Annotated in this window: 15 protein-coding genes and 2 pseudogenes; 1 reads left to right on the top strand and 16 read right to left on the bottom strand. The window is 66.0% G+C overall.

The features are described from left to right. Nucleotides 1-15 precede the first annotated feature (15 nt). The 15 genes and pseudogenes from PSH84_RS19125 to PSH84_RS19055 all read right to left on the bottom strand — a co-directional run bounded on the left by PSH84_RS19125 (nucleotide 16) and on the right by PSH84_RS19055 (nucleotide 18,207). On the bottom strand, nucleotides 16-1,398 hold the full coding sequence (locus PSH84_RS19125; RefSeq protein WP_305481576.1) for an isochorismate synthase: 1,383 nt from the start codon (nucleotides 1,396-1,398) through the stop codon (nucleotides 16-18). Beyond that, a complete protein-coding gene (locus PSH84_RS19120) occupies nucleotides 1,395-1,703 on the bottom strand; it encodes an isochorismate lyase (protein WP_305467012.1) in 309 nt (102 codons plus the stop codon). The genes PSH84_RS19125 and PSH84_RS19120 overlap by 4 nt, the downstream gene beginning before the upstream one ends. Continuing rightward, nucleotides 1,700-2,460 (bottom strand): annotated as a pseudogene (locus PSH84_RS19115) (thioesterase II family protein). Before PSH84_RS19115 ends, PSH84_RS19120 begins: the two are co-directional and overlap by 4 nt. Continuing rightward, entirely contained in the window at nucleotides 2,457-4,055 is a 1,599-nt protein-coding gene (locus PSH84_RS19110) for a (2,3-dihydroxybenzoyl)adenylate synthase (RefSeq protein WP_305481575.1), read from the bottom strand. The pseudogene PSH84_RS19115 and the gene PSH84_RS19110 overlap by 4 nt, the downstream one beginning before the upstream one ends. Continuing rightward, complete coding sequence (locus tag PSH84_RS19105; protein WP_305467009.1) at nucleotides 4,048-4,761, bottom strand: VOC family protein; 714 nt, start codon at nucleotides 4,759-4,761, stop codon at nucleotides 4,048-4,050. The genes PSH84_RS19110 and PSH84_RS19105 overlap by 8 nt, the downstream gene beginning before the upstream one ends. Next, the gene (locus PSH84_RS19100) at nucleotides 4,758-5,819 is read right to left on the bottom strand and encodes a Gfo/Idh/MocA family oxidoreductase (RefSeq protein ID WP_305481574.1); all 1,062 of its coding nucleotides are present in this window, start codon (nucleotides 5,817-5,819) and stop codon (nucleotides 4,758-4,760) included. The genes PSH84_RS19105 and PSH84_RS19100 overlap by 4 nt, the downstream gene beginning before the upstream one ends. Nucleotides 5,820-5,900: 81 nt before the next feature. After that, nucleotides 5,901-6,728 carry a class I SAM-dependent methyltransferase gene (locus tag PSH84_RS19095; protein ID WP_305481573.1) on the bottom strand — a complete coding sequence of 276 codons (828 nt, stop codon included), beginning with the start codon at nucleotides 6,726-6,728 and terminating at the stop codon, nucleotides 5,901-5,903. Between the two features lie 109 nt (nucleotides 6,729-6,837). Further along, nucleotides 6,838-7,614: an acyl-CoA synthetase family protein gene (locus PSH84_RS19090; RefSeq protein ID WP_305481572.1), complete on the bottom strand. Its 777-nt coding sequence runs from the start codon at nucleotides 7,612-7,614 to the stop codon at nucleotides 6,838-6,840. Beyond that, nucleotides 7,611-8,393, bottom strand: coding sequence for a class I SAM-dependent methyltransferase (locus tag PSH84_RS19085; RefSeq protein WP_305481571.1), 783 nt, complete (start codon nucleotides 8,391-8,393; stop codon nucleotides 7,611-7,613). Before PSH84_RS19085 ends, PSH84_RS19090 begins: the two co-directional genes overlap by 4 nt. After that, the gene (locus PSH84_RS19080; RefSeq protein ID WP_305481570.1) at nucleotides 8,326-8,646 is read right to left on the bottom strand and encodes a hypothetical protein; all 321 of its coding nucleotides are present in this window, start codon (nucleotides 8,644-8,646) and stop codon (nucleotides 8,326-8,328) included. The genes PSH84_RS19085 and PSH84_RS19080 overlap by 68 nt, the downstream gene beginning before the upstream one ends. Continuing rightward, complete coding sequence (locus tag PSH84_RS19075; protein WP_305481569.1) at nucleotides 8,643-9,746, bottom strand: saccharopine dehydrogenase NADP-binding domain-containing protein; 1,104 nt, start codon at nucleotides 9,744-9,746, stop codon at nucleotides 8,643-8,645. Before PSH84_RS19075 ends, PSH84_RS19080 begins: the two co-directional genes overlap by 4 nt. After that, entirely contained in the window at nucleotides 9,740-11,485 is a 1,746-nt protein-coding gene (locus PSH84_RS19070; RefSeq protein WP_305481568.1) for an ABC transporter ATP-binding protein, read from the bottom strand. Before PSH84_RS19070 ends, PSH84_RS19075 begins: the two co-directional genes overlap by 7 nt. Beyond that, nucleotides 11,482-13,221: an ABC transporter ATP-binding protein gene (locus tag PSH84_RS19065; RefSeq protein ID WP_305481567.1), complete on the bottom strand. Its 1,740-nt coding sequence runs from the start codon at nucleotides 13,219-13,221 to the stop codon at nucleotides 11,482-11,484. The genes PSH84_RS19070 and PSH84_RS19065 overlap by 4 nt, the downstream gene beginning before the upstream one ends. Next, entirely contained in the window at nucleotides 13,218-17,102 is a 3,885-nt protein-coding gene (locus PSH84_RS19060) for an amino acid adenylation domain-containing protein (RefSeq protein ID WP_305483183.1), read from the bottom strand. Before PSH84_RS19060 ends, PSH84_RS19065 begins: the two co-directional genes overlap by 4 nt. 406 nt (nucleotides 17,103-17,508) lie before the next feature. Next, nucleotides 17,509-18,207: a condensation domain-containing protein gene (locus tag PSH84_RS19055; RefSeq protein WP_305481566.1), complete on the bottom strand. Its 699-nt coding sequence runs from the start codon at nucleotides 18,205-18,207 to the stop codon at nucleotides 17,509-17,511. 121 nt (nucleotides 18,208-18,328) lie between these two features. Here PSH84_RS19055 and PSH84_RS19050 point away from each other — a divergent pair, with 121 nt between their 5' ends. Then, on the top strand, nucleotides 18,329-18,574 hold the full coding sequence (locus tag PSH84_RS19050) for a hypothetical protein (RefSeq protein WP_305481565.1): 246 nt from the start codon (nucleotides 18,329-18,331) through the stop codon (nucleotides 18,572-18,574). 21 nt (nucleotides 18,575-18,595) lie between these two features. Here PSH84_RS19050 and PSH84_RS19045 read toward each other — a convergent pair. Next, nucleotides 18,596-18,694: pseudogene (locus PSH84_RS19045) on the bottom strand (TubC N-terminal docking domain-related protein); the annotation flags it as partial. Between the last annotated feature and the right edge of the window lie 11 nt (nucleotides 18,695-18,705).

The following is an 18,705-nucleotide window of genomic DNA, read 5'->3' as shown; positions in this document are numbered from 1 at the left end:
GGCTTGGCATAGACCTCAATACCCTGACCTGTAGCCGTTAGCGTATGAGAGGTGCAAGGCCTGTTCCATGCTCGCCAGCTTGATTTGGGTTTCCTCATATTCATCGGCCGGTCGAGATCCTTGAACAATCCCGCAGCCTGCGAACAAGTGGCAATGCGCAGGTGTCATCAGTGCTGAGCGCAGGGCCACCAGGAAATCGCCGTTGCCCCGAGAGTCCAGCCAGCCTATGGGGGCCGCGTACCAGCCCCGGTCGAAACCTTCGTGATGACGAATGAAGCCCATGGCTGTCGCGCCCGGCAAACCTCCAACCGCCGGGGTGGGGTGCAAGGCCTGGATACCGTCCAGCAAGCTGTGCCCTTCTTTCAGCCGGGCGCTGATCGGGGTACTCAAATGCTGCACCGTGGCCAGTTTTAAAAGCTCGGGTTGGGTTGCCGCTTGTAGCTCGTTGACGATGCCGTACAAGCCTTGCAGGATGGTTTGCACCACCAGTTGGTGTTCATGCAGTTCCTTGGGATCCGCTAACAAGCCTGCGCCTGCTTCCTGGTCTTTCTCGGGCGTTGGGGCGCGACGAGCGCTACCCGCGAGGGCATGGGTGCTCAGATGGCTTTCCTGGCAACTGAGCAGCCGCTCCGGCGTTGCGCCCATGAAACAGCTGTCTCCTCGGTGCAGGGCGAACAGGTGGGTCTGGTTGCGCCGCTCGTACAGCCGGCGCATGACGGCGCCGCTATCGAGGGCGGCGTCCAGCTGATATTCAATATGGCGGGCGAGCACCACTTTGCTCAGGTCGCCGCTGTCGATGGCCTGCAAGGCGTTGGCGACTTTGGCTTGCCACTGCGGCGCGGGCAATGCATTGCGTTCGATGACCGCGGGGCACGATTCGGGCGAGTGTGGCGTCGGGAAAAGCTGTTGGTACGCCGCCAGATTGGCAAGCGCCAATGCGGCCGGATCGCTACCGGGTTCCACCACGCACTGGCAACGCAGCCAGCGGCCGTCGGCGTCCTCGCTGAGCAACCATTGGGCCAGGTGAAAGCTGGCATCGGCAAACGGCGCCCAGTGCGGCGCGCAAGGCTGCTGGGTGTCGAAACGCATACCGCCCAGCAGCAGTGGTGGATGGGGGCCATCGATCACCGCGTCGGCGCACAGCGCGAACCATTGACGGTTCACCTCGGCCAATCGCTGGAGCCCCGCAGCTTCGATCTGCCAGGCACAGCCCAAGCCGAACAGTGCCAGGCCCGGTGAGTGAGCGCACCAGAAAAAGCCCTGCCGGTGCGCTTCGTAGAGCGCGAAGGGATCGAGGGACGGTGCGGGGCGCGAGCTCACGGCGACGACGGGACGCTGATGCTTCAGCGCGAGCTGGTGCGCAGCTTCGAACACATTCAATAAGGCAGCTTCGTTCATACGGCCGCGCTCTTTTTTTGCAGCCAGAACGCCGTTTGTTCGGCGATGTACCAGTGGATGATCTGGTTGAACAGGCCCTCAATGAATTCACCGTCCAGCCCGGCCTCCTGCGCCCATCGCCGGCGCTGCGGCAACATCGCCGCGACGCGGTCCGGTGCGGCGATACTGGCCTGGTCAGGCTTGAAGGACGAGGCCGCGAGGACGTATTGCATGCGCAGCCCCAAGGCATCGACGATCTGCCGGTCGAGGGTGTCGATGGCGTGGCGAATGTCCGGCAGGCCGGTGCAGTGTTCCGGGGTTTTCATACCGAGTCTCCTTGAAGGTAGGCCGTGCGTTGCAGCAGGTGATGGATCACGGGGCGCGGCTGTTGCTTGAGGTAAAAATGATCGCCGTCGAACTGGCGGATATCCGGGGTGTGTTCGCTCAGGTCTGCCCAGGCCCGGGCCTGGTCAAGGCTGACTTCCGTGTCGGCCCGGGCCAGCAGTACGTCGATGGGCGCCGTCAAGCGGTCAAGCTGCGCCGGTCGCCAGGTCTCGATGGCCTGGTAGTCGCTGCGTAGGGTTGGCAGGAACAGTGCGCGCAGTTGCGGGTTGCCCCATAGGCCGGTGGCCTCGGCGTCCTGGCGCAGAATGTCGGCGATCAGCGCGGCGTCGTCCTGGCGGTGCAGGTCACTGGACGGCTGCCGGTGCGGTGGCGGGTGGGCCGAGACCAAAACACATGCTCGGCACCGACGCCCGCCGCCTCCAGCTGCACACCGACGGCGTAGGCCAGCGCCGCACCCATGCTGTGGCCAAACAGCCACAGCGGGCGGCTGGGCAAACTCAACAGGGCTTGGCTGATGTGTTCGGCCAGGCTGGCCAGGCAGGCAATACGCGCCTCGTTGAAGCGTTCTTCACGTCCGGGATATTGCACGGCCAGTAGATCGATATCTCCCGGCAGGTGCGCCAGCCACGGGCGGAAGAAACTCGCGCTGCCCCCAGCATGGGGCAGACACACCAGGCGGGCCCGAGGTTGGCCGCCCTCACGCAGTACGCGTATCCACGCGGACATTTCGCGGCTCATAAGGCTTGCACCTGTTCCGCCAGGGCCTTGCGGTTGACCTTGCCCAGGCGCGTCAACGGAAATTCGCGCAGCACCTGCAAGCGATCCGGCAGTTTGTAGGCGGCCAGTCCACGCTCGCGCAGCCAGGCGTTGATCGCGCCCAGCTCGACCTGTTCGGCGTGGGACAGCACACAGGCGCAACTGCGCTCACCCAGTAGCTCATCGGCCAAGGCCACCAGGGCGACATCGCGAATCAGCGGATGGCCCAGCAGCAGGTTCTCGATTTCCTCCACCGGAATTTTCTCGCCGCCGCGATTGATCACATCCTTGGTCCGCCCCTCGACGATCAAATGGCCCTCGGGCAAACGTCGCACCAGGTCGCCGCTGCGGTAGAAACCGTCGGCGGTGAAGGCGCGCAGATTCTGTTCGCCGGCGTTGTAGTAACCACGAATGGTGTAGGGGCCGCGCACCAGCAATTCGCCCACGGCGCCTGGCGCGACGGGGACGTCATCGACGTCGACGATGCGGATCTCATCATCGGCGGTGAGCGGCAGGCCCTGGGTTTCGAAGATGCGCGCTTGCGGGTCATCCAGCGGGGTAAAACACAGCAACCCTTCGGCCATCCCGTAGACCTGTTGCAGGCCACACCCCAGGACAGGGCCGATACGTGCGGCGATCTCGGCCTTGAGCCGCGCGCCACCGACCTGCAGCCATTGCAGGCTGCTCAGGTCATGGTCGGACCATTGCGCCATTTCCAGCCACAACAGCACCAGTGGCGGGATCAAAGCGGTGTGGGTGATGCGTTCGCTCTCGATCAGCTCGAAGGTGGTGTCCGGGCTGGGCTCTGGCGCCAACACGAGGGTCGCGCCGACACTAAACACCCCGAACGCACCGGGCGAGGCCAGGGGAAAGTTGTGCGCCACGGGCAATGCCGCCAGGTAGCGGGTGTGGCTGTCGAAGCCGCACGCGCGGGCCGCCAGGCGCGCATTGCAGGCGTAATCGTCATGGGTGCGCGGGATTAGCTTGGGCAGGCCGGTGGTGCCGCCGGACAGTAGCAGCACGGCGACTTCCCGTGAGTCTGGCGCGGGCAGCGGACGAGGGTCAGCAACACAGTCGGCCAGGGACGCGAACTCCTCGGCCGCCCCGACCACCCAGATCTTTTGCAGGCTCGGCGCCTGCTCACGCAGGGTGCGCGCCAGTGGCCGATAATCGAAGCCAAGGTGCCGATCGACAATCACATAGGCCACGGCCTGGCTCAGTTGGGCCAAGTGGAGCAGTTCGTGTTCGCGATGGGCCGGCAGGGCAAACACCGGAATCACACCCAGGCGCAACAGGGCGAAGGTCAGGCTGAAAAACTCGGCGATGTTCGGCAGTTGCACCAGTACTCGCTGGCCAGCGCGCAGGCCCCGGTCGGCGAGGCCGGCGGCCAAGCGGTCGGCCTGCAGGTCGAGCTCGGCGTAACGCCAACGCCGAAGACCGTCCACCAGCGCCTCTTTATGTGGCGTGCGCTGCGCCTGCTCGCGCAGCAGTTGGCCCAACGGCACGCCTTGCCAGTAGCCGTGTTCGCGGTAACGGCGGATAAAGTCGTCGGGCCAGTCGGTGCATCCATCAAGCATGGCAATCTCCTTGAGCGGTCGGGCAACCCAGCAAACGGGCGCCGTGCAGAATCAGCGGGTGCGTCAGGCCGGCGATTCGCACCGCCTGTACGCCGGTGTATTCGGCCGGCTGGATACGCAGCAACGGGTCGTCACCGGTCAGCAGGCTGAGGGCGGTGTGGTCGGCGGGATGTACGCCCAAGTGGATCGCTGCCAAGCCCGTTGCGCCGTTGGGGTGAATCATTCGGGGCGGATGCTGGGCCGGCTCATAGGGCGTGACCAGGAAGGGCAGGCGGTCGTGGCGCGGGTAGACGAAACGAAACCGCGTCTGGCGGCCATCAACGCAGGTACGCCGCCAGTTCACCGTCCGGCCCATGGCCACGCCGCAGCCCGCCAGGCCTTTGAGGCGCGGCGCCAGGGCGGGGGTCTCGCACAGCAGCGCCAGGTCGCAGAACCCTTCACCTTGGGCCGCCCAGCGCAACATCCGTCGCCCGGCGCCACGGCCGGCCAGGCAGTCGATGGGCCACTTGAACAGCCAGGCGTGACGCGGTGTGGTGAGTAATTCGATGATCGGCCCCTGGCTGAACCAGATATGCGCGTGTTGGGCGCGAGCTTCGGCGGTGGCGTAGGTGACTTCGAAACCGGCGGCACGAAAGTTCGCTACGGCCTGGTGCAAGTCGCGCACCCACAGCAACACATGGCTGCAGGAGGATTGGGCAGTGTTCAAAATGGCAGCGCTCCCAGCAGTTGGGCGGTGTCATCACCGCAAGGGGCTTGCACGGCGTCGGCCAGGGCCTGGAGTTCAGCCAGCGGCAGCGAGCGGGGCACTGGCGGCTCTATCAAGGCGGGCATGCCAATCAGGTTGTTCATTTCACGCCAGGCCATGGACACCTCGGTGGCCCAGACGCCGCTGCGCAGGCGCCGCGAAGGTTCATCGATGTCGAGGCACAACGCGTCCAGGGCGACGATGACTGCGTCGGGCCAAACCTGGTTGAACACTTGTCGGTAGCTCAGGGGCACTTGCGGATCAAGCAGCACCATCGTTGGTCCGGCCAATCGTTCGCTGCCGGGGCCGGCCATGATCAGCCGGTCAGTGCTGTCCCTTAAAGCGTGCAGGCGCGGGTTCCACAGCACCGGGCCGTGGGTGTCGCCCAGGCTCAGCACCCCGGCTTCACAACCGACTTCGAGGCGATGCAGCAGGAACGAATGGTTGTCCGGGTCCTTGGGGTGCACCTGGTTCTGCACCCGCAAGCTGATCGGTACGCCGTTGAAACAGGCATCGAGCCGGGTGAAGGGGGGCTCCCCGACCGTAGCGGCCGGTGCCGCGAACGACCAGGGCCGCAGACCTCCGGCCAGGCGCCCGAGAATATCCAGCAGCGGGTAAGCCACCTGGCTGTTGCAGGCGGCTTCGATATACGCCAGCCCCTGTTGATCGCGCAGATAGGCGGCCACGGCGAGAAAGCGACGGATCGCCAGGATATTCGGGTACAGCGTATTCACCGCATAGGCAGCGTGGCCCTGGCGCGCGGCCTGCATGCACGCGGCGATTTCGCGGTGGTGCACCGGGTGTTCCTGCAACACGTGGATGCCGCGACGCAGAAACTGTTGAGCCAAGTCAGCGCCAGCGCCACCGGTTGCGCCGGAGCGCACCACCACGCAAGCGATATCGACCTCATCCGGCACCTGTTCGACGGTCTCGTACAGTGCTACTCCATAATGGTCGGCGCAGGCCCGGGAATAGGCGTTGCCGCGGGACAGGATGGCCCACCAGTTCGTAGCAGTCACGGGCGCGGGCCAGGGCTTGCAGGTAGATGCGACCGAACGCGGTGCCGGCCACGATCACGCGTTTGCGCGCAGGGGTGCTGTTCATGGGCAGGTCTCCGGGAGGCGTGCCCACTGGGCCAGCGTGTGGTCGTCAGGCAATTGTTCGAGTAGCTCAAGATCCAAGGCGGGCTCTTCGAGGTGCGCGGCCAATGCCGCGCGGCTCAAGCGATGGACGGGCACCTGGGCAACGAAGACGCGATGGCCCAGGTGCGCCAGTGGGTGTCCATCGGCGGGCAAGCTGCGGTTGCCCTGGAACCCGGTCCTGGCCAGGGCGGTTTGCCATTGCGTGAGGTTGAGGAAAGTGGTGCTGCTGAGCTGACGTTCATCGTCGGCCTGGTTGAGCATGAAGGCCTGGGAGGCCATCACCCAGAACGACTCCTGCGTGGGTTCGCTGAACACCAGCCAGCCGCCCGGCTTGAGCAAGGCGAGCAGGGTCGCCAGGGAGCGTTCGGTATCGCGGGCGGCATTGAGGACGCCGCCGGCGACGATCAGGTCCCAACTCTGGCTGCGGTAACCCTGGGCCAGGGCGGGCCGATCGATGTCGAATACGCCATGGCGAACCCACGGCCAGGCTTGCAAGTGCTCGGCGGCCTGCTCACTGAAATAGCGCGACACGTCGGTGCACAGGTAGTCAACCGACGCGTCGGCCAAGGCCGGCAACACGGCCTGGGTGGTCGACCCGGTGCCGGCACCGACTTCAAGTACGCGCAACGGCACACCGGCTGGCTGGCGTGCGGCCCAGGCACCGACCCAGTGGGCCACCGCGCGGTGCTGGTACTGGGCCGCCAGGCTTTCGCGGTACAACGCCGCCGCGCGTTCGGTGCGCCCTTCGGGAAACAACAGGTGCACGGCCGCACAATCACCGCGCATCAGCGCCGGCAATTGACGGGCATTGTCCCGCGCATAGTCGAGGGTGCCGCTGCCGCTGGTGTTGCGCGTCCAGTCCAGGGTCAGTTGCGACCAGATACCTTCGAGGGCTTCATCGCTCCAGGCGCTGGCGTCGAGGGTGGGGGTGCAGTCGGGTGCCTTCCCGACTCAACAGACCTTGCCCTTGCAACACGTCCAGCCAGCGCGCGATCAGCGGCCGGTGCCCCGGCGCGATGCCCCCATGGGCCAGCCCCTGGGCGACGTCGTTCAACGGTGCGGGCAACAGGCCGCAATGGTCCAGGCCGTTGAGCATCGACAGCAACGCGGCGTGGCCAAGCCGATCATTGAGCCGTACCGCTTCGACGAGTTGCTCGCTGGAAAACTGCTGGTCGAGGGCCGCTTCGGTCGCATCGAGGTAATCCTCGACCCATGCGGCCTCGCAAGGGTGAGGCACGACGAACAAGGTCTGGCCATGCAGCGCGACGCAGCTCACGTCGGGATGCCCGAGGGCACGCTCGCGCCAACGTTGATGTTCGAGTTTGACGCTGGCCAGGTCGCGCCATTCCCCAAGGGCATCCGTAAACCCCTGGACACGACAATTGAGCTGTGCCGCCGCCCGCTCGGCGAGTTGCCAATCGCCCGGTTGCGCCGTGACGAACAGCACCTGTTCCAGGTGACTCAGGTCGGTCAACGGCAGGGCGGGGAAGTCCAGCAGCCGTTCCAGCTGTTCGGCGTTCATGACCGCCACGGCGGGGCGTTGGCGTTCGATGACCGCCAACAGGCGTGCCGGAGAGCGTTGATGTATGCCCAGGTCAGTCAGGGCAGGCAAATGCCACGGGAGCGTGCAGCCCGGCAGCTCAATCAGCAGGGTATCAACGTGCAGCGTCATGATGAAACTCCTACGGCGTGAAACAAACGTTGCCCGGCGGCCGCCAGCGGGTCGGTTGCCGTGGGCCATACTTCGAGTAATTGGAAACCCTGGGCTTGCAAGACATGGCGCCATGCATCAGGCGGGATGAACGCTTCATCGGTATCGCGCAGCGGCGCATCGGCAGGCGGTGACAACAGCAGGTGCATGAAGGTCAGCATCGCCGGGTTGTCCGCGATGGACTCGCTGAACAACAAGCTTCCGCCGTCCCGCAGGCAGGCGCGAATCTGCCCGAGGCTTTGGGGCAGATCGCGGGCGTTGTGCAGCACATTGCCGGCGATCACCAGGTCCTGGCTGCGGGCCTCGATGCCTTGCTCTGCGAAGCCTCGGTCCAGGTCGAGCAAGGCGAAATGCATCCCCGGCTCCAGGCGAAACTGACGCTGGGCCGCCCCGGTGAAAAGCGTACTGATGTCGGTAAAGCGATAGTCCTTTTCGTGTGCTTGCAACGTTGCCAACACGGCGTGGGTGGTGCAGGCGGCGCCGCCGCCCAATTCCAGCACCCGCAGCACATCGCCGCGGGCACGGACTTCGCTTGCCCGAGCGGCGAGGGCCTGATTGATCGCTGCGGTGAAGCGGTTGTGCTGGTAGGCACCCAACACCGCGACGGGGTCGCCCGATTGCAGGAGCAACGGTTTCAGGGCAAGTTGATCGCGCAACAGGTCGGGCAGGCACTCAATGACCTGGCTGTGCAGGGGCGCCATGCTGGCCGGGAAGCCGAGTTCGGCGTACAGCCCGGGCAAGTTTTCGATCGCGGCTGTGGGTGGCGTGCCTTGCCAGGCGAGGCGTCCGGCGTCTTCGCCCAGCGCACCGGCGCCGGGTCAGCGCCGCCAGCCAGCGCCGCACAATCCAGGCATGGCGGGGGGCCGTGCCCAAGGCGTGGTTGATCTGCACGGCGCTGCGCCAGACCTGCAACGGCAAGGCCCCGGTGTGCAGCAACACTTGGGCCATCACGCCCAGGCTCACGTGTTCGAGTTCATTCAGGGCGCTGTTCATAGGCAACCTTCTTCAACGGTGTGCAGGTGTTCGAGCGGGCCGTGCAGCAGGTTCAGCGCAAGGATCGCCGCGGTGCGTTGCAGGCGTTCAAGGCTGGCGGCGGGTGGCAACACCTGGGCGGCGTAATGGCAGCCGGCACTGATTTCACCGTTCGCCACGCTGACCACCGTGGCGGCGGCCATTGCACCGGTCAGCGCCGCATTGCCTGCACCACTGAGCACCAGGCTGCGAGTGCGCGCCTGGCCGTCCCACTGCCCGTCGAGTTGCAGCAGCAACGTGACGAACGGGGCCTGGCCGCTGAGGTCCAGCAGGCTGGCCTCGCACAAGCGCTGCACCGCTTCGGCGCGCGGCAGGCTGTGGGCCAGGTCCAGCGCCTTGAGCACATGTCCGTCGGTGATCACGTTGAACCACTGGCCGACATCCAGGCTCAGGTCCATGGCCAGGCGTTCGCCTTCCTGATTCAAATAGGGCAGCACGTGAACCTGGCCGGGGAAACACGGCAGCACCACGTCCCGGCTGCGGCGCAGCGCCCGGCTGCAACGGCCGTTGCGCCATGCCGCCAGGGGCTCGCTGGTGCCATCCACCGCTCCTTGCAGGAAGTCGTCGGCGGCCACGGCGGTGAATGGGGCACGCAGGCCGAAATAGCTGGTCAGGCCCTGGACCTGGGTGAAGGCCCGCTCGGCCAGCCAACGTGGAAGCAAGCCGGTAAGGCCTGGTTGCAGGCCCGCACCGAGGACGGCGCAACGGTTGGGCCACTGGCTCGGCTCAAGCGTCATCTCGCCGGCGGCATCCACGTAATGCGCATCGGCTTGCAGCGCCGCCCGGGCGGCACGATCTCCCAATCGCCAGGCGGGGCCGGCGCAGTTGAGCAGCACATCGCAGCCACGGGCGAACCCGGCCAGGGCAGGGGCATCATTGAAGTCCACCGCTGTCCATTGCAGGCGTGCGTCGGGCCATTGCTGCTGGAGCGATGCCAGGCAGTGGGCACCGCTGCGTGGGTCACGCCCGCCCAGGCGCAGTTCGTTCACGCCCAAGCTCAACAGCGCCCGAGCGCTGGCCAGACCGACATCGCCACTGGCACCCAGGACCCCGATCAGCATGGCTGGGCCTGCGCATTCAGGCGCCAGCCGCCGGCACGCTGGCGATCTCGCCAGAACCCGGTGTAACGCCCGTCGAGGGCCAGCAGTTGCGAGTGTGTGCCTGCTTCCACCAGGCGGCCGTGGTCGAGCACCAGAATCTGGTCAGCGGCCATGATGGTCGGCAGGCGATGGGCGATGACCAGCACCGTCGAGCTTTGCTTCAGGCGACGAATCGCCGCTTGTACAAAGGCTTCGTTGTGCGGATCCAGGGCGGCAGTGGCTTCATCCAGCAGCACGATCGGAGCGCCCTTGAGCAGCGCCCTGGCCAGGGACACCCGCTGGCGTTCGCCGCCAGACAATGCCGCGCCGCCTTCGCCCACCTGGGTGTGCCAGCCCTGGGGCAGGCGCGCAACGATTTCATCGACGCCGGCCAGCCTCGCCGCTTCAGCCACCTGCTGCGCGTTGGCGTCCGGCCTGCCGACACGGATGTTGGCTTCGAGGCTGTCGTCGAACAGGTAGACGTCCTGCATCACCAGCGACAGTTGCGCCATCAAGGCTTCGTTGGACAGTTCGCGCACATCGACGCCACCGACCTTGACGCGGCCCTCGGTCGCATCGAAAAAGCGCATGAGCAGGCGCGTGATGGTGGTCTTGCCCGAGCCCGAGGCGCCGACAATCGCTGTCATCGAATGGGCCGGTGCCGTGAATGTCAGGTCGCGCAGTACCGTCGGGCCGCTGGCGTAGGCGAAGTTGACGTGTTCAAAGGCAAAGCTGCCAGGAGCGGTCAACGGCTGACTGACAGCGGGTTGCGGCAGTGGCGACTCGCGCAGGATGCCGACCAGTTGCTCCAGGTCATTACCGGCCATGCGCAACAGCCCGCTGCGCGCCGCCGCCTCGGCCAATGGCCCGACAAATCGGGCCGCCAGGGCGAGCAGGGCGACCAGCTGGATGGCGTCGATGTCGCCTCGGGCGGCGAGAGCGATGCCCACGCCCACCAGCAACGCGAAGGCCAGTTGCACGGTCAGGCCGCCGGCCAGCAATTTGGGAAAGGTCTGGGACAACATCGAACCGCCGGCCTGTTTCTGCGCCAGGTTGGCCGCCTGTAAGGGCGCATAGCCGTCCTGGGTCCGGCCAAAGGCGCGCAGCACTTGCTGGTAGCGGGCGAACTCCACCACGCGGTTACCGGCCAGGGTCGCGGCGGCTTCGACCCGGGCATCGTTGCTGCCGATGGCCGCGGCGGACCAGTGATGGGTGAAGTAGATCAGCGGCGCGCACAGCAAGGCGGTCAGGCCCAGGCGCCAGTCGAAGATGAACAAGGTCAGCGCGACGGTGGCTGGTACCACCACCCCGGACACCACCGGCCCCAGGTAATGGGCAAATAAACCGGTGACCATCAACGTGCCGCTGGTGGCACTGCGCGACAGACGCCCGACTTTCTCCGAGTTAAACCAGCCCAGGGGCAGGTTGACCAGGTGTTGGCCGAGACGATCATGCAAGGTGGTCAGCACGACTAGCGCGAGCGCAAAGCCCTTCATCGCCTGCTGGTAATGGGCAACGCACGTTAGCACGGCCATCGCCGCCAGGCCGGCTAGCCAAGCGATCGCCGTGGGATGATCACCGGCAAACAGCGCGTGCAGGATCGGCACCAGGAACGCTACGGCCAGGCCTTGCAGCACGGCGCTGGTCACCAGCCACGCGAGGTATCGGTAGAGGCCTGCGGCATGTGCCGGCCCCAGTAAAGTGACAAGGCTGCGGATCACAGGGACATCTCCAGCTCGGGGAGGGAGTGCTTGGCGCCGGCGCGCCACAGGCGGGCATAGGCACCGTCGGCCTGAAGCAGGGATTCGTGACGACCGCTTTCAAGCACTCGGCCCTGATCGAGGACAACGATCTGGTCGACGCCGCTGATACTGGCCAGGCGGTGCGCGATTACCAGCACCGTGCGACCCCGGGCCAGGGCCGACAAGGCGTCCTGGATCAACGCTTCGGATTCGGGGTCGGCGTGGGAGGTGGCCTCGTCGAGGATCAGCACCGGCGTATCGGCCAACAGCGTGCGGGCGATGGACAGGCGTTGCGCTTCACCGCCGGAGAAAATCGCATCCTCGCCGATCACCGACTGATAGCCTCGGGGCAGGGCCTGGATGCGCGGGTGAATCTGCGCCGAACGAGCCGCCATCTCCATCTCGGCGTCGCTGGCGTCGGGGCGGCCCAGGCGCAGGTTATCGGCCACGGTCCCGTGCACCAGTTGCGCGTCTTGCAAGACGAAACCGACTTGCCGATACAGCTGGCGCGGATCGATTTCTCGCACATCGACACCGCCCACCCGCACGCAGCCGGCGTTGACGTCATGGAAGCGCGGCACCAGTTTGGCCAGGGTCGATTTGCCCGCGCCGGATGCGCCGACCAGGGCGGTCACGCTGCCGGCCGGGCAGTACAGATCCACGCCGTTAAGGATCGGGTGCTCGGGGTCGTAGCCGAACTGCACGCGCTCAAAGGTGATGTCGCTGCCCTGGGGCTGCTTGCTCACGTTGGGCGCGGGCAGCTCGTCGACCTTGAGCAGCGCTTCGATGCGGTCGGCGGCCGCCAGGGCGGTGCGTTGGGCGGTCAGGCTCTGATTGATCACCAACAGTGACTGCGGAATCACCACCGCCACCAAGGTTTCGGCGAATAATTGCAGCGGCGTGATCCAACCTTCGGCCAGCAACAGGCTACCCGCCCCCAGGCTCACCAGCAGGATCACCGGAACGCTCAAGGCCATGGAGGAAAACGCTTCCAGGCGCAGCAGCGGCTTGACCCAGCCGGCGTATTGCTCGCTGAACTGGTTGACCGCCTGTTGATAGCTGCGATGAGCCTGGCCCACCTGGCCGAACGCCTTGACCACGGCAATGCCGTGGACAAACTCGACGATCGCGGCACTGACTCGGCTCATGCTTTTGTCCAGCAACTGCATCTTCGCGCCGAAGCCGCGCATCATCAGGGCGTAGGCCACTGCATACACCGGCAAGGTCAGCACGGCCAGCAGCGCCAGGCGCCAGTTCAGCGTGACCAGCCACACCAGACCGGCCACGGGCGTGACGATGGCCGCGGTGAGTTCCACCGCATGGTGGGCGACCAGGTGATGCAGGTCTTCCAGATCGTCCTGCACCACTTTGCGCACCGCGCCCGAGGTGGTGTCGGTGTACCAGCCCAGGGGCACGCGCCCCAGCTTGCGTACCATGGCTTCGCGCAGGCTCGCCTGCAGGCGGTGGTCCGCCAGGTGGGTCAACCACAAGGCCACGCCGTTGGCCATCCAGCCCAGGCTCAAGGCAATCACCACCAGCGCCGCCCAGCGCCACAAGGATTGAGCGTCGACGCTGCCGGCCAGCAGCAATCGGCCCAGCTCGGTCAGGCCGATGAAGGGCACCAGGTTGACCAGCGCGCCGACCGCGGCAAACACCACGCCGAGACGGATCAGGCGGTTCACCGGACGTTTCAGGGTATCCAAAGCGCTCGTCATGAGTTTTTCCGTAGGGCGTCCAGCAGGTGCGCGGTGACGGTGTGGACGTGGGGTGGTTCGATCACGCTGAAATGGTTGCCGGGCACGTCGATCAAGTCGAACCGCCCCAGGCACGCGTCTTCCCAGAACGGTGCCGCCAGGTGGCCAACGCCGCCGGTGATGCCGAACGATTGCTGTTCCAGGCAGCGCAGGTAGGTCATGTTGCCGAGGAACGGCGGCGGGTCGAACCGTGCCGCGCGCATGCTGTGGCGGCACACGCGAAACAGTGTTGGCACCAGTTCCGGGCCAATGGGCACCCCGGCCTGGCCCGACGCCAGGCGCGCGTACTCGGCCAGGCGTTCTTCCTGGCTGCGCGCCGATTGTTGTTGCACCGCCAGCGCCAGGGCTTCCAGGCCCGGATCGCCGCTCAAGGACGCCATGGCCCCGGCCGGCACGCGGCGATTGTCACGGGCCATCAGCAGGTCGATGGCGCGGTACACGTCGTAGTCCTCAATGTGTGCGCCGAACACGGTTTTAACCGGGTCCAGGTTCAGGTTGGGCACGAAGATCGCCTCATAGGCCAGCTCTTCGTCGGTGTCGATGAACATCGGAATGCTGTCGATCAGGCTCAGGTCCACCACGTCCATGCCGCGTTCGAGCAGGCGCCGGGCGACCTCGGTGGCGAGCAGCCCGCCGAGGCAGTAACCGATCAACTGGAAGCGCTGATGACCGTCGGCGATCAAGCGTTCGGCGTAGTCCTGGGCCACGCTTTCGATCAGGCGCTTGGGCTCCAGGGCCAGGTAACGCTCGGTGTCGGCCACGGCAAAGCCGATCACCGGCCCGGCCTGTTGCTCGGCCAGGGCGCGCCCCAGGTGTTGGAAGTAATCCAGGGTGCCGAGGGCGGCGTGGAACATCACCCGCACCGGGCCGACGTCGCCACCGCCAAACGGCACCACCAACGCATTGCTGTTTGACGAGCGCTGGGCTTCGCCGCTCGACGGAGTGGGGGCTGACGCGGTTTCGCCATGGTTGAGCAGGCGCACCAGGGCGGCCACATTCGGCTCGTTGAGCATCTGCCGCAGCAGTGTGTCGTAACTCAAGCCCTGGGCCTGGGGCAGTTGTTCACGCAGTTGACCGGCGACGCGGGCGAGGATCAGTGAGTCGGCGCCTTTTTCGTAAAAACTGTCGTCGACGCCAATCTGCGTCAATCCCAACGCCTCGGCCCACAGTCGGCACAGCTCGGCGGTGAGCGGATCGCTCGGCGTCGCCTGGCCAGCGGACACCTGGGCATCAACGGCGGGGCGCAAGCTGGCCAGGGTCTTGCGGTCGACCTTGCCGTTGGCGGTCAATGGCAAGCGGTCGAGCACTTGCAGGTGCGCCGGCAGCATGTACTCGGGCAAGCGCTGCGCCAGGGCGCGGCGCAGGCTGTCGACGTCCAGGCGCTGGAATCCGGCCTTGAAACGGGCGGCGAACACCTGCATGCCGAGGGCAGCCAGCGGGTGATCGGCCTGGGGCAGGGCGGACAGGCACTCACCTCCAAAAGCCTGGATCCGCGCCTGCCAGGTTTCGGCGTCGTGCAAGCCGCTATGGCCCTGGTCATGATCGCCGTTGACCGGCGTCATCATGAAACCCTGGGTCAGCAGGATCGGCGGCCATTCGCCGGTGGGTTCGCTGAACACCAACCAGCCACCAGGGCTGAGCAGTTCGGTGATCTGGCCGAGGGCCCTGTCGATGTCCTTGACGCTGTTGAGCATGCCCGCGCACAGCACGACATCGACGCTGTTGCTGGCCAGCCCTTGGGGCCGGATGTCCTGGTCGATGTCCAGCACGCCGTAACGCACCCAGGCGTGCTCGGCAAACCGTTGCTTGGCCGCCGGCAGGAAAAAAGCGGTCATGTCGGTGAACAAATAATCGACATCCAAGCCATCGAGCAGGCCGATCACGGGGGCGCTGGTAGCGCCGGTGCCGGCGCCGATTTCCAGGATGCGCAATGGGCCGTCGCCGTCATGGTGCGTGGCGAGGCGATTGATCAGGGCCGCGATGCTGTGATTGTTGTAGCGCGAGACGGCGTCCCCGCCGTACAGCTGCAACGCCAGGTCCTGTTGGCCTTGGGGGAACAGCAGGTCGAACGGGTTGACCTCGCCCTTGAGTAATTGCGGCAATTGCCAGACATGGTTGAGCTGATAGTCGAACAGCGCCTGGCTGCACAGCCCCGAGGCGACCGCCTGTTCTACCTGGCCCCAGGCCAGCGCCGGCTCGGGTGCCGGTTGCGCCAGGCGATAGCGCGATTGTTCGAGTTGCACCAGGCCTGCATCGCACAGCGAGCCCAGCCAGCGGCGTACCAGCCAGTGATGACGCGGTTGTGCCTGCAAGGCGTTGAGAATGGCCGGGGCATCGGGTTCGGCCAGCTCGCCGCTGAACAGCCCGGCCTTGAGCATCACCTCCAGCATCGAGCTCAATGCCGCGGCACGGAGGTCTGCCTGGTAATCGCGTACCTGTTGCGCGTCAAAGGTGCCGACCTGGCTGTCGGCGTAACGATTGATGGTCGTGAGCAAGGACGCGTCCGGCAGCGGTTTTGGCGTTGTCCGCGCAGCGGTAACGAACGCCAACAGGCTACGCTCGCCGGTTTCGTCACCGGTGACCAGGCTGACTGCGCTGTCCACGCCAGGGGTGGCGAGCAATGCGGCGTCGATCTCGCCCAGTTCAACCCGATGCCCACGGATTTTCACTTGGCCGTCTTCACGGCCGAGAAATTCCAGTTCGCCACCCGGCAGGTAGCGACCCCGATCGCCGGTGCGATACAGGCGCTGGCCATCCACCGGATGGGCGAAGAACCGCGCCTCGCTCAGTGCCCGGTCGCCGAGGTACCCCTGGGCCAGGCCGACACCGCTGATGTACAGGTCGCCGGGCACCCAGGTCGGCGCGTCGCGCCATTGGCTGTCGAGCACGCGAAAGCCCTGGTTCGCCAAGGGCAGGCCATAGGGAATACTGCGCCACGCCGGGTCAATCGCGCCGATCGGGTGCAGGTTGGACCAGATCGAGGCTTCGGTCGCGCCACCGAGGCCTACCAGGGCCAGGCCGGGCAAGAGCCGTTGGAGTTGCGGCGGCAGGTTCAGTGGGATCCAGTCACCGGACAACAAGGCCAGGCGCAGGCTGTCCAGCGGCCGAGGCTCGGCATGCAGGTAATGGGCGAGCATGTGCAGTTGCGCAGGCACCGAGTTCCACAGCGTCACCTGGTGACGCTGCACCAGCTCGGCCCAGTGCGACGGGTCGGCGCCGCGTGCCGGGTCGGGCAGCACCAGGGCACCGCCCGCTGCGAGGGGACCGAAGAGGTCGTACACCGACAGGTCGAAACTCAACTGTGCCAACCCCAGCACGCGATCCTTGGCGCTGAGTTGAAAGCGTCGGTTGATGTCTTGCACGGTGTTGAGGGCGGCGCGATGGCTGATCATCACGCCTTTGGGATCGCCTGTGGAGCCGGAGGTGAAGATCACGTAGGCGAGATCATCGGGACTGCCGTCGGCCGCTTTGAAATCAGCCGACGCGGGCGCCAGTTGATCCACCGCATGCCAGTGCACCCCCTCAGGCAGCGGCGTATTGGGCAAACTTTGGGACTGGCCGAGGACATGACGCACCTGGGCGCTGCGCAGCACGCGATCGCGGCGGGCGGCCGGGGCGTTGCTGTCCAGTGGCAGGTAGGCAGCCCCGGCAAGCAATACGCCGTAGGCCGCCACGACCTGATCGAGGCCTTTGGGCATGAGGATCGCCACCGGTTCCTGGGCAGCGCAACCGGCCTGGCACAGGGTGGCGGCGACGGCACGGGCGCGTTCGACGAGTGCGGCGTAGGTCAGGCTGCCACTGGCGTCGATCACCGCCAACGCTTGCGGATGTGCCTCGGCCATGGCCAGCAGGCCGTCCTGCAAGCGACCGGTGGGCAGCGGCGCGGCGGTGGTATTCGCTGCCAGGCGCTCACCTTGTTGCCAGGCCGGCAGGGGCACCTGCATCGGTTGTTCCCAGGCGACCGGGTCCAGGGCCAATCGCTGCAACTGAGCCAGGAACGCCTGCTGCATGTCGTTGACCAAGCCGTCGGGGAACACGCCTTGGCGCACATCCCAATGGATGTGCAAACCGTGGAGGTCATCCATCACCTGGCAGTCGAGGGTGACTTGCGGGGTCTGGGTAATGCCGTGGCCCACCCGGCGCTGGCTGGCCGCCAGGGGTTCGATCGCCAGGCCAATGGCGCTGGTGAACACCACGGGCATGGCTGCGGCTTCACGGCCACGCCGACGGCCGATTTCACGCATCACTTCAATGCCGGAAAACAGCCGGTGCTCCAGGTCGGCAAACAATTGGCTGCCCAGTTGCCGGGCCTGCTGGGTGAAGTCCTGGCCTTGAGGGTCGTTGACCTGCAGCAGGCTGACGGAGGTGAAGTCCCCCACCAGCCGATCCACCTGCGGGTGCAGTGGCAAGCGGTTGAGCAGCGTCAGGTTGAGGCTGAAGGCGGGGCGCTGGCTCCAGCGTTGCAAAGTCCCGACGTAGGCAGCGAGTACTGCAATGGAGGGGGGTCAGGCCGCGTTCGCTGGCGGCTTTTTTCAGGGCGCTCCAGTGTGGTTGATCGAACTGGGCCGAGTGCCGCTGGAAACGCGCTACGGTCGTGTCTTCGCCGCTCAGGGGAGCCGGCAGTTGCGGTGCGGCGGGCAGATCATCGACGCGCGCCAGCCAATACTCGCGGTCGCGTTGATGGCGGCTGCCTTCGAGCAGGCCACGCTCGGCCAGCAGGTAGTCGCGGAAGGTGATGTCCAGGGGATCCAGGGTAGCCTGGGGATCGTCCAGCAACAGCTCCAACTCGTTGAACAGCAACTGTGCGCTGGCCCAGTCGGCAATCAGCGAGTCCATGGAGAAATGCAGGGTGTCGCCACTGTCGCTGCGGCTCATGCGCAATTCGAACAGCGGCCATTGATCTGTGGGGTAGAGCTTCTGTTCCATGGCCTGGCGGATGTGTTGCACGGCGTGCTGTTGTTCTTCGCCAGTAGCGCCCGCGCAGGTCCGCGACGGCCAGCGGGTAATGGGGCACGTTGGCCAGGACGCATTGCGAACCCTCGCTGGCGATCACCGCGCGCAGCATGTCGTGACGCTCGATCAGACGGTTCCACGCCTGTTCCACCCGCTGTGGATCGAGCAGCGGCCAGCTCAGTTCCAGGTAGCCATGGCAGGCCACGTTGCCGTAGCCAAACGAAGATTGGCGGCCCAAGAGGTAGGCGTTCTGTACATCGGTGAGCGGGAAGGGCGCGTGGCGGTTCGCCGGGTCAGCCTGGACCAGGGGCCGTTCCTGTGTTTCGAGCAGGTGCAGGATCTGTTGTTTGTGCTCGCGTAGTTGTGCGAGGCGCTCGGCATTGAGCAGGCCTTGGGGCGCGCGGAATTTCAGTTGTCCATCCTGGGGCCAGAGTTCGACGCCCAGGGACTTGAGTTCACTTAGCAGTTTGGCGGCGGGCATGGGTACAGCTC

Origin of the sequence: Pseudomonas beijingensis (assembly GCF_030687295.1) — a bacterium.
Taxonomy (GTDB): domain Bacteria; phylum Pseudomonadota; class Gammaproteobacteria; order Pseudomonadales; family Pseudomonadaceae; genus Aquipseudomonas; species Aquipseudomonas beijingensis.
This window is presented reverse-complemented; position numbering and strand designations above follow the sequence as displayed.

Bases quoted from the DNA above. Each gene is read 5' to 3' on its own strand.
- PSH84_RS19110 (WP_305481575.1), bottom strand. From the start codon at position 4,055: ATGCTTGATGGATGCACCGACTGGCCCGACGACTTTATCCGCCGTTAC.
- PSH84_RS19125 (WP_305481576.1), bottom strand. From the start codon at position 1,398: ATGAACGAAGCTGCCTTATTGAATGTGTTCGAAGCTGCGCACCAGCTC.
- PSH84_RS19065 (WP_305481567.1), bottom strand. From the start codon at position 13,221: ATGACGAGCGCTTTGGATACCCTGAAACGTCCGGTGAACCGCCTGATC.
- PSH84_RS19120 (WP_305467012.1), bottom strand. From the start codon at position 1,703: ATGAAAACCCCGGAACACTGCACCGGCCTGCCGGACATTCGCCACGCC.
- PSH84_RS19095 (WP_305481573.1), bottom strand. From the start codon at position 6,728: ATGCGCGGTGATTGTGCGGCCGTGCACCTGTTGTTTCCCGAAGGGCGC.
- PSH84_RS19060 (WP_305483183.1), bottom strand. From the start codon at position 17,102: ATGGCCGAGGCACATCCGCAAGCGTTGGCGGTGATCGACGCCAGTGGC.
- PSH84_RS19090 (WP_305481572.1), bottom strand. From the start codon at position 7,614: ATGACGCTGCACGTTGATACCCTGCTGATTGAGCTGCCGGGCTGCACG.
- PSH84_RS19080 (WP_305481570.1), bottom strand. From the start codon at position 8,646: ATGAACAGCGCCCTGAATGAACTCGAACACGTGAGCCTGGGCGTGATG.
- PSH84_RS19075 (WP_305481569.1), bottom strand. From the start codon at position 9,746: ATGCTGATCGGGGTCCTGGGTGCCAGTGGCGATGTCGGTCTGGCCAGC.